The sequence below is a fragment of the Roseateles sp. 22389 genome, from assembly GCF_052044995.1.
Taxonomy (GTDB): domain Bacteria; phylum Pseudomonadota; class Gammaproteobacteria; order Burkholderiales; family Burkholderiaceae_C; genus Roseateles.
In genome coordinates, this window is record NZ_JBQEOF010000005.1 from 335,928 (window position 1) to 350,293 (window position 14,366).

Annotated in this window: 13 protein-coding genes; 4 read left to right on the forward strand and 9 right to left on the reverse strand. The window is 71.4% G+C overall.

All coding sequences use genetic code 11. The annotated features are described in order from the left end of the window. Position 1: 1 nt before the first annotated feature. Positions 2-481, reverse strand: a complete 480-nt coding sequence (locus tag ACTJKJ_RS09945) for a MaoC family dehydratase (protein ID WP_440820319.1) — start codon at positions 479-481, stop codon at positions 2-4. 202 nt (positions 482-683) lie between these two features. On the opposite strand from ACTJKJ_RS09945, the gene gstA reads away from it, so the two are divergent. Continuing rightward, entirely contained in the window at positions 684-1,292 is a 609-nt protein-coding gene (gstA, locus tag ACTJKJ_RS09950; RefSeq protein ID WP_297389213.1) for a glutathione transferase GstA, read from the forward strand. A gap of 203 nt (positions 1,293-1,495) precedes the next feature. Here gstA and ACTJKJ_RS09955 read toward each other — a convergent pair whose 3' ends face one another. From ACTJKJ_RS09955 to ACTJKJ_RS09965, 3 genes are all read right to left on the reverse strand, one after another. Next, complete coding sequence (locus ACTJKJ_RS09955) at positions 1,496-3,085, reverse strand: thioredoxin family protein (protein ID WP_440820320.1); 1,590 nt, start codon at positions 3,083-3,085, stop codon at positions 1,496-1,498. Positions 3,086-3,173: 88 nt separating this feature from the next. Next, complete coding sequence (locus ACTJKJ_RS09960; RefSeq protein ID WP_091729563.1) at positions 3,174-3,662, reverse strand: GFA family protein; 489 nt, start codon at positions 3,660-3,662, stop codon at positions 3,174-3,176. A gap of 127 nt (positions 3,663-3,789) precedes the next feature. Next, positions 3,790-4,581 (reverse strand): helix-turn-helix domain-containing protein, encoded by a 792-nt coding sequence (locus ACTJKJ_RS09965; protein WP_440820321.1) that lies wholly within the window; start codon positions 4,579-4,581, stop codon positions 3,790-3,792. Positions 4,582-4,702: 121 nt separating this feature from the next. Between ACTJKJ_RS09965 and ACTJKJ_RS09970 the strand changes: the two genes are divergently transcribed. Beyond that, complete coding sequence (locus ACTJKJ_RS09970; protein ID WP_440820322.1) at positions 4,703-5,038, forward strand: DUF2834 domain-containing protein; 336 nt, start codon at positions 4,703-4,705, stop codon at positions 5,036-5,038. Here the strand turns inward: ACTJKJ_RS09970 and ACTJKJ_RS09975 are convergent. The 3 genes from ACTJKJ_RS09975 to ACTJKJ_RS09985 all read right to left on the reverse strand — a co-directional run bounded on the left by ACTJKJ_RS09975 (position 5,014) and on the right by ACTJKJ_RS09985 (position 8,639). Beyond that, a complete protein-coding gene (locus tag ACTJKJ_RS09975) occupies positions 5,014-5,742 on the reverse strand; it encodes a hypothetical protein (protein WP_440820323.1) in 729 nt (242 codons plus the stop codon). The two genes, ACTJKJ_RS09970 and ACTJKJ_RS09975, sit on opposite strands and share 25 nt — an antisense overlap. Positions 5,743-5,805: 63 nt before the next feature. Further along, complete coding sequence (locus ACTJKJ_RS09980; RefSeq protein ID WP_440820324.1) at positions 5,806-7,077, reverse strand: DUF4397 domain-containing protein; 1,272 nt, start codon at positions 7,075-7,077, stop codon at positions 5,806-5,808. Positions 7,078-7,349: 272 nt separating this feature from the next. Then, a complete protein-coding gene (locus ACTJKJ_RS09985; protein WP_440820325.1) occupies positions 7,350-8,639 on the reverse strand; it encodes a DUF4397 domain-containing protein in 1,290 nt (429 codons plus the stop codon). A gap of 203 nt (positions 8,640-8,842) precedes the next feature. Between ACTJKJ_RS09985 and ACTJKJ_RS09990 the strand changes: the two genes are divergently transcribed. Next, entirely contained in the window at positions 8,843-10,903 is a 2,061-nt protein-coding gene (locus tag ACTJKJ_RS09990; protein WP_440820326.1) for an oxidoreductase, read from the forward strand. 171 nt (positions 10,904-11,074) lie between these two features. Next, positions 11,075-13,366: a sensor domain-containing protein gene (locus ACTJKJ_RS09995; protein ID WP_440820327.1), complete on the forward strand. Its 2,292-nt coding sequence runs from the start codon at positions 11,075-11,077 to the stop codon at positions 13,364-13,366. Here the strand turns inward: ACTJKJ_RS09995 and ACTJKJ_RS10000 are convergent, their stop codons facing one another. Together ACTJKJ_RS10000 and ACTJKJ_RS10005 are read right to left on the reverse strand one after the other, a co-directional pair. Continuing rightward, positions 13,367-13,720, reverse strand: a complete 354-nt coding sequence (locus tag ACTJKJ_RS10000) for a hypothetical protein (protein WP_141225384.1) — start codon at positions 13,718-13,720, stop codon at positions 13,367-13,369. Between the two features lie 142 nt (positions 13,721-13,862). Next, positions 13,863-14,333, reverse strand: a complete 471-nt coding sequence (locus ACTJKJ_RS10005) for an Lrp/AsnC ligand binding domain-containing protein (protein WP_091729536.1) — start codon at positions 14,331-14,333, stop codon at positions 13,863-13,865. Positions 14,334-14,366 lie beyond the last annotated feature (33 nt).

The following is a 14,366-nucleotide window of genomic DNA, read 5'->3' on the forward strand; positions in this document are numbered from 1 at the left end:
GTCAGGTCCCGCGGCGACCGAACATGCCCCAGCCGTCCATGGTCATGACCAGCTCGTCCTTCTGGTTGAAGACCTCCCAGCTCGAGCGCACCAGCCCGATCGCCGGGCGGCTGCGGCTGTCCTTAGTCTCCAGCACGGTCATGCGCACCCGCAGCGTGTCGCCGGGGCGCACCGGCTTGAGCCAGCGCAGCTGGTCGATGCCGGGGGAGCCCTGGCTGGTCGAGTCCAGCAGGTAGGCGTCGCACATCATCCGCATCACCAGCGCGCAGGTGTGCCAGCCGCTGATCGAGAGGCCGCCCAGCACCGAGGCGTTGGCGGCGTCCTCGTCCAGGTGCAGCGGTTGCGGGTCGTAGGCCGCGGCGAAGGCCAGGCCCTCTTCGCGGTCGACAAGGCGCGAGCCGAACTCGCGGACCTGGCCGACGCTGAAGTCCTCGAAGGCATGGGTCGGGGTGGAAGCCGGGGCGGGCGTCAGGGAGCTCATCGATCAGGTCCTCGGACAAGTCGCGACCGGGCGACTGTAGGCGCGCGGCCGCCGGGCGATTGGCGCGACGGCGACATCCCCGCGCGCCGCCCTCGGCATTGCGCTGGTCCGGCTGGGCGCGTATGGTCCCCGGGTTCCGCTTCCCCAATCCGTTCCCCCATCGCCCGCTCGCTGCCGAGCGGGCCACGTCGAAGGAGACCCCATGAAGCTCTACTACAGCCCTGGCGCCTGCTCGCTGTCGCCGCACATCGTCCTGCGCGAGGCCGGCCTGGCCTTCGAGCCGGTGCTGGCCAGCACCAAGACCCACAAGCTGCAGGACGGGACCGATTACTACGGCATCAATCCCAAGGGGTATGTGCCGCTGCTGGAGCTCGACGACGGCCAGCGGCTGACCGAAGGGCCGGCGATCGTCCAGTACATCGCCGACCAGGCGCCCGACAAGCAGCTCGCGCCGGCCAACGGCACGATGGCGCGCTACCGGCTGCAGGAGTGGCTCAACTTCATCACGTCCGAGCTGCACAAGACCTTCAGCCCGCTGTTCAACCCGGCGGTCTCGGAGGACGCCAAGGGCGTGTTCCGCAGCAAGCTGCATGAGCGCTTCAAGTGGATCGACGGCCAGCTCGACGGCAAGCAGTTCCTGATGGGCGAGCAGTTCTCGGTCGCGGATGCCTACCTGTTCACCGTCTCGAACTGGGCTCAGCACGTGGGCGTGGATCTCGCCGGCTACCCCAATCTGGTGGCCTACCGCGGACGCGTCGCGGCCCGGCCGGCCGTGCAGGAAGCGATGAAGGCAGAGGGCCTGCTGAAGTAGTCGGGGCCCTCGGCAGGGTGATAGCCCTCACCCCTGCCCTCTCCCGCAAGCGGGAGAGGGAGTCATACCGGCCACACTCGCTCTTCTTTTCCCCCTCTCCCGCACTTCCGCAAGCGGGAGAGGGAGTAACACCGGCTGCACTCGCTCTTCTTCTTTCTCCCTCTCCCGCTTGCGGGAGAGGGTGGGGGTGAGGGCCAGCGGCCTCAGCCCTTCTTCAGCAGCGACTCGCAGGCGCCCTTGTCATCGGCGTCCTGCTTGGCGCACACGCCGTCGAGCTGCGTCCGCAGCCGCGCGAGGGTGGCCTCATGCTGCCCCTTCGCGTTCCACGCCACCAGCTGGCTGCCGACCTTCTGCAGCGCCCGCGCGCTGCGCTCATAGAACGCGCCCTTGTCCTTCCCCGCCTCGGCCAGCAGCTGCGAGGCGGCCTTCTCGATGCGTGCCGCGTCCTGCGGCGCCAGCTCGACCAGCGCGCTCAGGTAATTCGATCCCCACTGCAACCGCGTCGCCGGCCCTTCGCTCTTGTTGAAGGCCTCCTCGTACCAGCGCAGCGCCTCTTCCTTGCGACCCTGCTTGCGGGCGTTGCCGCCCAGCGAGCTCATCAGGTAATACGGGCTGTGGCTCTTGGCCAAACTGGCCTTGAGCAGCGCGTCGCTGTCGCTCCACAAGCCGGCGCGCCCGAGCAGGAAGGCCGCCGACGTGATCACCGCCTGACGCTCATAGCCGTCGGTGACCTCCTTGTCGACCTTGGCGGCATGCGCCTTCACCTCCGCCAGCAGCGGCGCGGGCAGCTTGGGCGTCAGCTCGGTCTTGGACTGGTCCAGCCGCGCCAGTTCGACCCGTGCGATCAGCGATTGCAGGCGGTCGGCCCGCGACAGGGAGGCGTCGGCCTCGAAGCGCTTGAGCGCCGCATCGAACTTCGCGACCAGCGCCTGCCGGTCCGGACCCGCGGCGGGCGCCAGCGCGCGGACGATGTCGTCGCCGTTGTTGCTCAGCACATCCATCTGCGCGCGGGCAGCGGCCGGATCCGCCAGCACCTGCTCCACGCGGGACCGCAGCGCGGCATCCGCCTTGAGCGCGCCGCCGCCCTCGGTGGCGGCCAGCGCCTTGAGCCACAGCCGGGTGGTCGTCTCCTCATCGACGCCCTGGCTCGCCGCGGCGAGCCGCGCCAGCAGCGCGGGCCGCTGCGCGGCGGGCACCAGCTGCTGCTCGTCGGTCTCCCAGGAATAGAAACCCAGCAGCTTCCACTCGTTGGCGGACAGCTTCCGGCCCGCCTGGGCATCGGCCAGCACCGTCTTGACGGGCCGGCCGCCGGCCAGGCCCAGCTGCAGCACGCGCAGCACCTGCGGTGCGTCGACCTCGCCCGGCAGGCGCGTGAGCTCCTGGCCGTCGTTGCCGAACAGGATCATGGTCGGATAACCGCGCACCTTGAAGCGCGCGCCCAGGCGCTGGGCGCCGGGGTTGTCGCCGTCGATGTGGACCGCGACGAAGGCGCGCGACTGCTCGATGAAGTCGGCGCGGTTGAACAGCGTGGCCTTGAGCTGGTTGCAGGGCGGGCACCACTTGGCGCCCCAGTACAGCAGCACCGGCTTCTTCTCGCCGCGGGCCTGGGCGAAGGCGCGCTCGATGTCGGCGTCGCCGGAGGCCTCCTGCCACGAGACCGAGGACGCCGCGCTCGCGGCGGTCGCCGCGGGCATCAGCGCCGGGATCGCGCCGATCGTGGACAGCGCGGCGGCAAGGACGGTCAGTCGGGCGGCCGAGCGCAGGCGCCGGGCGGTCGAGGTGCGGAAAGTCATGGCGGAACGCGCGGCCTCGTGAGCCGTCGGTGTCGAGGGAAGGCGGCATTGTGGCGCCGCGCCGGCCCGCCCGATATGCGGGACGCTTCTAACCTTGCTTGCCCCGCAGGATCGCGCCGCGCCGCAGACTCTCGGCGGGCCAGCGTTCGCGGGCGTCGTAGTACTCGGGCACGGCGACGGCGCCCGGCGGCAGCTGCACCCAGGGCTGTTTGGAGGCGGTGAAGATGTGGATGTCCGGCGGCAGCCGGTCCGGCTCGTCGAGCGTGCCCACGCGCACGAAGCGCATCGCGTCGCCGGCGCCGGCGTAGTTGCTCCACACCGCGATCCAGCAAGTCGGGCAGCGCCAGATCTTCTGGCCCTTGCCGCTCGCCGACGGATTCATCACCGGCACCGGCTCGCCTGCGAGCAGCTCCACGCGGTCCGCCTCGATCAGCGCGTTGAGCGCGAAGGCCGCGCCGCTGGCGCGCTGGCACCAGCGGCAATGGCAGCAGTGGACGAACAGCGGCCGGCTGGTCATGCGGTAGCGGACCTGGCGGCAGTCGCAGCCGCCTTCGAAGCTCTCCGGGGTATCGCTCATGGCGTGTCTCCTCCTGATGCGGAGGGCGCAGGATAGCCGGCCGAAAACGGCGAGTGCCCGTGGCGCGCCACGCCGCCGCGCGAAACGGGGACGGCGCGGGGCGCGGCCGTCGCCGGCGGAGCAGGGCTCAGTCGTCCGCGAGCGCCCGGCGCGTCGCGGCGTCCACGGGGAAGAAGTGCTCCACCCGCAGCGACGCCAGCGTGACGTCCAGCGGTGAGCCGAAGCTGGTGAACGCCGAGAACAGGCTGAGCACGCCCGCCGACGAACGCAGCCGCGTGTGCAGCAGCGGCGTGTGGGCGTGCGGCGCGACGCGCTGCGGCACATGCGGACGCAGTTCCTCCAGCAGCGGCTTGAGCTCGGCGAAATGCGCGGCCTCGTGCTGGGCGCGGCTCCAGAGCGCGGCGCAGACCTCGGCCTCGTTCTCGCACAGCGCGCGCAGCCCGCCCGGCTGCAGGCAGGCGCGCAGCAGGTTGAAGCCGGGCTGGAGCATCGCCTCGGCGTCGACGCCCAGCAGCGTCATCAGCCGGTGCGCGCCGCGGTTGGCCATCACCAGGTTCCAGCCGCCGTCCAGCACCAGCGCGGGCGCGGGGTCGTGCGCGTCGAGCAGATGGCGCAGCGCCTCGCGCACCGCGCCGAGGTCGGGATCGTCGAGCGAGCGGCGCGGATAGTGCGGCGCGTAGCCGGCGGCCAGCAGCGCCTCGTTGCGGCGCGGCAGCGGCGCGTCCAGCGCGTCCAGCAGCGCGATCAGCATCTCGCGGCTGGGCCGCGCGCGGCCGGTCTCGATGCAGCTCAGGTGGCGCTGCGACACGCCCACGCGCAGCGACAGCTCGAGCTGGCTCAGGCGGCGCTCGCGGCGCAGCTGCGGCAGCAGCACCGTGACGGGGGAGGTCGCGGAGGTCGAGGCGGTGAACGTGTTCATGCGGGGCATGCTAGCCGCGGGGTGGATGGCGGCAATGACCTCGCAGGTCATTGAGCCGGCGCGCGCCGCCGCCGAGACTGACCGCCATGTTCAACCCGTCGATGACCTCAAGGAGCCCGTCATGCTGAAGATCTCCCTCGCCCTGGTGCTGGCCGTGTTCGGCGCGTATTCGATGCACGTCGTCGTGGAGCTGGGTTACGTCGGCCTGTGGATGTCGCTGTTCGAGCGGCCCGGCAGCCGCCAGGCGGTGGCCGACCTGATGATCGCCTGCGTGCTGCTGCTGGGCTTCCTGTGGCGCGACGCGCGGCAGCAGGGCCGCCGCTTCTGGCCGTATGCGGTGATCACGCTGGCGGCCGGCTCGGTCGGCCCGCTGCTGTACCTGCTGCTGGCGCCCAAGGCCGCGACCGCGCCGGCGCACCGGGCCGACGGCCTTCAGACCTCGCCCAGCAAGTCCTGACCCTCGTCCAGCGGCGGCGCTTCGGGCGCCGCCTTCGCGAGCGCCATCCAGGTGCCGAAGTCCGGCCTCATCGGCCGGCGCGGCGCCGGACGGCCCAGCTCGAAGCGCCAGCCCTCGCCCAGTTCATGCGCGAACAGCACGCCAAAGGCGGGCGGGATTTCCTCCACCGCGGCGATGCCCGCGCGCAGCACGTACCAGCACTGGCCGCTCAGCGCGAGGTAGGCCTGCGCCTTGGCCGGGCGGCGGAGTTCCGAGAGCAGGTCGGCGCGGCTGACCTTGATCTCGTGGACGGCCGGTTCGAGGTAATCCTCGACGGTGGTGTTGCGCACCGAATAGACGTCGGGCATCGCGTTGACCCAGCGCAGGCGGTCGGGTTCGTCTTCGCGCGGCAGGCCGGCGCGCAGCGACAGTCCGCGCCAGACGACGCGCCCCGCGCGCTGCAGTTCCACCGCCATCCGGCCGACCAGATCCTCGTGCCGGTCGCGGGCGGCGCGGTTCCTGCGCAGGCCCAGGTGCAGGACCTCGATGCCGGGGGCGGTCAGCCGCAGCGTCTCGCGGCCGTGCGCGTCCTGCTGGCGCTCCAGCCAGCCCAGCGCCAGCAGCTCCACCTCCAGCATGTCCTGGCACGGCCAGCCCGCCGAGCGCCACAGCTGGCGCAGGCGGCGGATCTGGATCACGGTGGGACGGAGCGGCGGCGAGGACATCCGGCGATGTTGCCGCATGCGGCGTCCGGGCGCGTCAGGAGAGGCGCCCGAACGCCCTGGCGATCAGCGTTCGCGGCGCACGACGCCACGCGCCGTGCCATCGCCACCGAGCATGAACACCGTGTAGACGCCGTCGGCCAGCGCGGCGAAGCTGGGCTCGGTGTGCAGCGCCGCCGCCGACTGGGTGGCGGTGACCGTCAGCAGCGCGGACGTGGTGGCCGTCACCGTGCCGCCGCCCGCGGCGCCGGGCGAGATCGCCCCAGCCAACGGGCTGTAGTTGAAGTTCAGCGAGACCGGCTGCGCCAGGCCATTCACCAGCCGCAGCCGCGCCTGGCCGGCCTGCGCCGGCGGGCGGTTCTCGTCGGTCAGCACGTCCAGCGTGGCCGAGCTTGCCGGGCCGCGCAGCAGCAGCGTGTAGTCGCCGCCGGCGGTCATCGCGGGCAGGGTGCGCACCGTCTCCTGGCCGTCGAGCGAGGTCCGCAGCGCCGAGGCGGCCGCCGGCACCTGCGTGTAGTCGCCGATGACGGGCGCCGCGGCGGCGTCCAGCAGCTTGCGTTCGCCGATGCTGCCGTCGACCCGCCCGCCGGCCATGGCCGCGACCAGCCGCCCCCGCGCCATCGGGTTGTCCCGGCGCACCGCCTCGCCGCGCTGCGCCAGCGTCAGGCCGTGCACCAGCACGCCGCCGCTGCCGCCGGTCAGCACCAGCGTCGTCACCGCGCCCGAGTCGAGCTTGAGGTCCGCCAGATCCAGGCGCAGGTCGTCGGTCCGGCCGGTCCCGGTGACCCGCACGCGGAAGCTGCCGCTGTTGCGCGTCAGGTAGCCGCTGCCCGCGCCGCCGGCCAGGTTGGTCGCGAACGGCGTGGCGCCAGCGAGCGAAGCGTCAGCGGCCGTGACGAACACGTCCAGCGCGCCGGCTTCGGGGGCCAGGTTCAGCACCATCAGCTTGCTCTGGCCGGACGGCGGCGCTTCCTGGTCCTCCTGCAGCAGGCTGGTCCGGATGGCCCCGGTCCTGCCGTAGGCGATCACCGTGTAGTGGGTCTGGTCCTTGAGCGTCGCGGGCGAGGACGCGACCGTCGCCCCGTCGCCGCTGCTGCGGATCTGCAGCGACAAGCCACCGGGGCCGCGGTCCGCATAAGCGCTGACCGAGCGCGCGGCGATCGAGGACGCCAGCTTGCCGTTCTCGACGAACAGGTCGGCGGACGACAGATCGGCGCTCGCATTGAGCAGCCGGACCCGGGCGTCCTTGTGGGATCCGCCTCCGCCGCAGGCCACGAGCAGCGCGGCGCAGCTCAGCGACAGCCACAGGGTCAGGGTGTTTCGGTTCTGGGAGTGCATCGTCGGCATCGCCCGTCGGGCGCCAAGTGAAAAACCTGGGAGGCTAAGGAGCGCTTCCCGCGGGCGCAGTGGCCCTCACTTGCCTCTTTGTCGAACGCGCCTGATTCAGGTGAGAGTCGGTCTGACTCAAAGTTGGGGCAGCCGACCAGCGAAAAAAGGGCCACGCCTCGTGAGAGGACGTGGCCAACAGGGAGGAAGTTGCTGGGGCCCGGAGCGTCGGGCCTGAGGGCCGGGCAAGGGCCCGGCCGGCGCTTTCCAGCGCTTTCGGCGCGTCAGTTGTTCGTGCGTTCGCGGCGCAGCGAGCCCACCATCGCGGTGCTGTCGCCCATCACGAAGACGGTGTAGACGTAACCCGCCGTGATGCCCAGGTCGCTCAGCGAGTACACCGGCGTCGTCGACGACGGCGAGGTCACCGTCAGCAGCGCTGAGGTCGAGGCCGGCGTCGTCTGCGCCGTCGAGGCCGTCCCGGCCACCACGTTCGACGCCAGCGCGCTGTAGTCGACGTTCAGCGTCAGGCCGGTCGCGGCGCTCGCCACGCCGTTGACCAGGCGGATCTTGGCGGTCGTCGTCGGGCTGGTGGGCAGGCGGTTGTCATCGGTCAGCACCGCCAGCTGCGGACTCGCCGCCGGGCCCCACACCATCAGCGTGTAGTCGTTGCCCGCCACCAGCGTCGGCTTGGCGAAGGACATCAGCTGGCCGTTGACGTAGACCGACAGGTCGGCCGCGCCGGCCGTGAGGGTCGTGTAGTCGCCGATCGTCGGCGCGACCGAGGTGGGCATCAGCGCCGTCTGGCCGACCGAGCCCGACACCAGCGCGCTGCCGCCCACCGCCGCCACCAGCCGCGCCCGTGCGGTGGTGTTGGGGAAGTTGGTCGTCGCGCCCTGCTGGATCAGCTGGATGCCGTTGACCAGCACGCCGCCGGCGCTGCCGGTCAGCACCAGCGTCGAGACGCCGGCCGAGGGCAGGGTGATGCTGGGGATGTCCAGGCGCACGTCGCTCTTGGAGCCGGCGGCGGTCAGGCGGACCCGGAAGGTGCCGCTGTTCAGCGACACGTAACCGCTGCCCGAGCCGGCCGCGATGCCGGCCGCCACCGTCGACGCGGTGTCCAGCGTCTCGTCCGCGCCGGTGACGTAGACGTCCATCGAGCCCGCGTCCGGCGCCAGGTTCAGCACCAGCAGCTTGGACTTGCCGGAGGCCGGCGCTTCCTGGTCCTCCTGCAGCAGCGTCGTCTGCAGCGAGCCCGCCGAGCCGTAGGCGATCATCGCGTAGTGGCTGCCGGCCGCCAGCGTCGGCGTGGACGAGGCCAGCGTGCTGCCGACGCTGTTGCTCTGGATCTCGGTGCCGGTGGCGGAGGTCTTCACGTCGGCATAGCTGCCGACCCCGGCGTAGGCCACGGCGGAGTTGACCGTCGTGCTGTCCACCGACATGTCCAGCGCGGCATAGCCGATGCTGGCGTTGAGAAGGCGCATCTGCGCCGTGCTGCTGTCACCGCCGCCCCCGCAGGCAGCCAGCAAGGTGGCCGCGGCCACGCTCAGGCCCCAGGCCCAGGTCTTGAATCGCATCGTCCGACACTCCGATTGAGGATGGCGGGATTGAACGAGGCCCGTGTTGCTGCGGCTTGTGGCCGCTTGCCAGGTTTGTGTAGTTCCATATCAAGACCGACACAGCATTGCTGGCGTCCGGCCCAGCGCGGGCGCACCTGGGGTCTTCCCTCCTGGGTTCCACTCTCTAAACGGCCGGTGGGCGCGCCGCTAGCATCCGCGCCATGAATGCCTACCCGCAGCTGCTGTCGCCCCTGGACCTGGGCTTCACCACCCTCAGGAACCGCGTGCTGATGGGCAGCATGCACACAGGGCTGGAGGACTCGCGCAAGCACATCGGGCGCCTGTCCGAGTACTTCGCCGAGCGCGCCCGCGGCCAGGTCGGCCTGATCGTCACCGGCGGCTACGCGCCCAACATCGCCGGCTGGGCCAAGCCCTTCGCCGGCACCTTGATGACCGGCGGCGCCGCGCGGCGGCACCAGGCCATCACGCGCGCGGTCCACGCCGAGGGCGGCAAGATCGCGCTGCAGATCCTGCACACCGGCCGCTACGGCTACCACCCGTTCAACGTCGCGCCTTCGGCGCTGAAGTCGCCGATCTCGCCCTTCACGCCGCATGCGCTGAGCGAGCGCGGCATCGAGCGCCAGATCCGCGCCTTCATCCGCTGCGCCGTGCTGGCGCGCGAAGCGGGCTACGACGGTGTCGAGGTGATGGGCTCCGAGGGCTACTTCATCAACCAGTTCCTGGTCGCCGCGACCAACCAGCGCGACGACGCCTGGGGCGGCGACTTCGCGCGCCGCATGCGGCTGCCGGTCGAGATCCTGACGCGCATGCGGGAGGCCGTCGGGCCGGACTTCATCATCATCTACCGCCTGTCGATGCTGGACCTGGTCCCGGACGGCGGCAGTTGGGACGAGGTGCTGCAGCTCGCGCGCGCCGTCGCCCGGGCCGGCGCGACCATCATCAACACCGGCATCGGCTGGCATGAGGCCCGCATCCCGACGATCGCCACCAGCGTGCCGCGGGCCGGTTTCGCCTGGGTCACGAAGAAGCTGCGCGACCAGCTGCACGCCGAGGGCCTGCGCATCCCGCTGATCACCAGCAACCGCATCAACACGCCGGAGGTCGCCGAGTCGGTGCTGGCCGACGGTTCGGCCGACATGGTCTCGATGGCGCGGCCGCTGCTGGCCGACCCCGCCTTCGTGCGCAAGGCCGCGGAGGGCCGCGCCGACGAGATCAACACCTGCATCGCCTGCAACCAGGCCTGCCTGGACCATGTCTTCAAGCAGGAGGTCGCGTCCTGCCTGGTCAACCCGCGCGCCGGCCACGAGACGCTGCTGCGCATCGTGCCGGTGACCCCGGAGCAGCGGCGCAAGCGCGTGGCCGTGGTCGGCGCCGGACCGGCCGGCCTGGCCGCCGCCACGACGCTGGCCGAGCGCGGCCATGCCGTCACCCTGATCGACGCCGCCACCGAGATCGGCGGCCAGTTCAACCTGGCCAAGCGCATCCCCGGCAAGGAGGAGTTCCACGAGACGCTGCGCTACTTCAAGCGGCGGCTGGAACTGCTGGGCGTGACGCCGCAGCTGGGCCGGCGCGTCGGCGCCCAGGACCTGATGGACTACGACGAGGTGCTGCTCGCCACCGGCGTCACGCCGCGCGATCCGCGCATCCCCGGCCAGGAGGAAGGCGTCGCGCGCGGTCAGGTCCTGACCTACCTGGAAGTGCTGCGCGGCGAGAAGCCGGTCGGCCGCCGCGTGGCGGTGGTCGGCGCGGGCGGCATCGGCTTCGACGTGTCGGAGTTCCTGCTCGAGCAGGGGCACTCGCTGGCGCTGGATGCGCCCGCCTGGCGCCGGCATTGGGGCGTCGGCGATCCGCAGGAGACGCGCGGCGGCCTGGCGCGTCCGCAACCCGAGCCGGCCGAGCGCGAGATCACGCTGCTGCAGCGCCGCGCCGGCAAGCTCGGCGCCGGCCTGGGCAAGACCACCGGCTGGATCCATCGCGCGGCGCTGAAGACGCACGGCGTACGGATGATCGGCGGCGTGCAGTACGAGCGCATCGACGCGGCGGGCCTGTGGATCAGCCGGGGCGAGGATCGCACCGAGCCCGAGCGCATCGACTGCGACACCATCGTGCTGTGCGCCGGCCAGGAACCCTTGCGCGAACTCGAGGCGCCGCTGCGCGCGGCGGGCCGGTCGGTGCACCTGATCGGCGGTTCGGCCGAGGCGAAAGAATTGGACGCAAAGCGTGCAATCCTGCAGGGAACCCAGGTGGCGGCCTCGCTGTAAACCCTAGCGGCCCCTTCAGCCGCGCGCCGATACTCCGAAGGTCGAGCCAAAGGGAGCGGCCGCCACACGCGGCCGCCGCCGACATGGGGCCAGCTGTTGCCCCTCCATTCATAAGAAAAGCTTGGGTGAGCCATGCGTCTTCGCCTGACCCGTCGTTGGGGATGCCTTGCCGTGTCCGCGCTGCTGCCTGCGTGCCTGAGCACGACGGCATGGGCCGGCGCGTCCGCGCCTGCGTCGGTCCAGGCGGCGGCGACCGGGATGGCCTCGCGCCTGCCGGCGTGGATCGATTCCGGCTCGACCGTGTTCTGGCTGGGCGCCGGCTGCGTGATCGGCGGCCTGACGCTGGGCGTGATGGTCAGCCTGTTCGTGCAGCAGCGCGGCCGGCTGCAACGCCGACGCGAGGAACTCAAGCGCGTGCGCCGCGAGCGCGCCCGCCTCAGCGCGCTGCTGAACGCGATCCCCGACCCGATGTATTTCAAGGACGCGAACGGCGCCTATGAGGGCTGCAATCCGGCCTTCGAGCGCGCTGTCGGCCTGAGCGAGCAGGAGATCATCGGCCGCCGCGACGCCGACCTGCCCAACCCGCCGGGCTGGGTCGACACGCAGGCCGACGGCCGCACGCTCACCTGGCGTGATGGCGCCGACGGCGGCGCCCGCTGCCTGGACGTGCTCAGCGCGCCGGTGGTCGATGACGACCAGTACCTCGGCCAGGTCGCCATCGCGCGCGACATCACCCAGCTGCAGCAGGCCACCGATGCCGCCCGCCGCGCCGCCACCGTCTACGAGCACTGCGGCGAAGGGATCATGGTCATCGACCACAACCTGCGCATCGTCGACGTCAATCCGGCGCTGGTCGCGATGGTCGGCCATGACCGCCAGACGCTGCTGGGCAAGCGCCCGCTGCTGCTGCGCGAGGCCGAGCAGGATCCCGAGAAGCTGCGCGCGCTGTGGGCCGACATCGAGTCCCGCGGCAAGTGGAGCGGCGAGGTCACCGAGCGCCACAAGAACGGCGAATCGATCCCGATGTGGGCCACCTTCGTGAAGGTGCCGGCGCCGTCGGGCGATCCCGACCAGGTGCAGTACCTGAGCGTGCTGACCGACATCTCCCGCATCAAGCAGACCGAGGCCGAGCTGCTGCACCAGTCGCTGCACGACAGCCTGACCGGCCTGCCCAACGCGGCGCTGCTGCGCGACCGCATCTCGCGCCAGATCGGCAACGCGCAGCGCGAGCACACCTGCGTGGCGGTGCTCTACATCGACCTGGACGGCTTCCGCGACGTCAACGACATCGCCGGCCATGCCGCCGGTGATCAGGTGCTGCTGACGGCGGCGGCGCGTTTCGCCAATGTCACGCGGCTGAGCGACTCGGTGGCGCGGGTGGGCGCGGATGAATTCGTCGTGGTGCTGTCCGGCCTGGTCGACGAGGAAACCGCGATGCGCCTGGGCGACCGCCTGATCCAGGCGATGGACGAGCCGGTCGTGATCGACAACCACCGCTTCAATGTCGGCGCCAGCATCGGCCTGGCGCTGTTCCCGGCCGACGGCACGCAGGTCGACGAGCTGCTGCGCAATGCCGAGGTCGCCATGGTGCGCGCCAAGCTGCATGCGCGCGGCTCGGTCCAGGCCTACCGGCCGGAGCTGACCCAGGCGGTGCAGCAGCGCTTCGAGCTGACCCACGCGCTGCGCCAGGCCAATGAGGCCGCGCAGTTCCGCCTCGAATACCAGCCGCAGGTGCGCCTGAGCGACGGCCAGCTGATCGGCGCCGAGGCGCTGCTGCGCTGGCGGCATCCGACGCGCGGGCCGATCTCGCCGGCGGACTTCATCCCGCTGGCCGAGGAGACCGGCCTGATCATCCCGATCGGGCGCTGGGTGCTGGAGCAGGCCTGCGCGCAGGTGGCGCGCTGGCAGGGCCAGGAGGGCAAGCCGCAGCAGGTCGCGGTCAACGTGTCCGCCCGCCAGCTGCGCCAGCCCGATTTCATCGAGACGCTGGACTTCATCCTCGGCGAGACCGGCTGCCCGCCCAGCGCGCTGGAGCTGGAGGTCACCGAGAGCCTGCTGCTGGAGGATGCCGAGCAGGCCATCAGCCTGCTGACCCGCATCTCCAAGCGCGGCGTGCGGGTGGCCATCGACGATTTCGGCACCGGTTATTCCTCGCTGGCCTACCTGAAGCGGATGCCGGTCAGCACGCTGAAGATCGACCGCAGCTTCGTCCATGAGCTCAGCAGCGACGCCAACGTCGCCGCGATCGCGCGCACGGTGATCGTGCTGGCGCGCAGCCTCCACCTGGACGTGCTGGCCGAGGGCGTGGAGACGCTCGAGCAGGTCGAGTGGCTGCGCCGCGAAGGCTGCGACTGGGCCCAGGGCTGGTACTACGGCCGCCCGATGCCGGCCGAGGACTTCGTGCTCACGCCGCCGCCCGAGCCGCTGCGCCGCGCGCCGGCCAAGCGGCTGCAGCTGGCCTGATCAGGCGTCGCCGTCGCCGTTCACGCGGCGCCGGGGCGCGGTCGGCGGGGCCGGCTCGCTGACCCAGAGCCGCCATTCGCGGGCGCTGATCTCGCGCACCTCCAGGCCGCGCCTGAGGACGTAGCTCGAGTCATGCCAGCTCTCGACCGGACCGGCGACGGTGCGCTTGGGCGGGGGCTCGAAGCCGAACTCGGAGTCGCCGAAGCTGCTGCCGCTGTCCGCGTACTGGCTTTCGCCATGGCTGAAACGGCTCTCGCCGTAATGGCTGGGATACAGGCTGTCGGACCCGCCGCCGGTCGCCATCGGCCTGGACGCCGCGGGCGGGAGTTGTGGGAGGGAGGACCGGTACTTCATCGCTGGAACTCCGGGATCACGGGGAAGGGGCACTCCATGGTGATCCTGTCGGCCCGCGGCCGTCAGCCCGCAGATGGAGGGGCTGGCGGGGGAGGACATCTCCCCCTTGAAATCACTTGCCGGCGCCGGCGGTGTGTGCAAGTCACAGCGGTAGCGCTGTCGTGTGCTTCACCTCTTCCATCACCGCGTAGGTCCGCGTCTCGCGCACACCGGGCAGCGTCCAGATGACGGCGCCGATGAACTCGCGGTAGGCCGCCATGTCCGACACCCGCGTCTTGAGCAGGTAGTCGAAGCCGCCCGCCACCAGGTGGCATTCCAGGATCTCCGGCCGCGCCTGCACCGCCGCGCGGAAGTTGTCCATGACGTCGTGGACGGTGCGGTCCAGCAGGATCTCGATGAACACCAGCATCTGCGCGCCCAGCTTGGCCGGATTCAGGCGCGCCTCGTAGCCGAGGATGAAGCCCTCGCGCGTCAGCCGCCGCACCCGCTCCAGCACCGCCGTCGCGGACATCTGCACCTCCTCCGCCAGCTTCAGGTTGCTGATGCGCCCGTCCTGCTGCAGCAGCGCGAGGATGCGCCGGTCGATCTTGTCCAGGTCCTGGAGGTCGCTCATGCTGGATTCCGTGCGGTGAATGGCCTAAACATT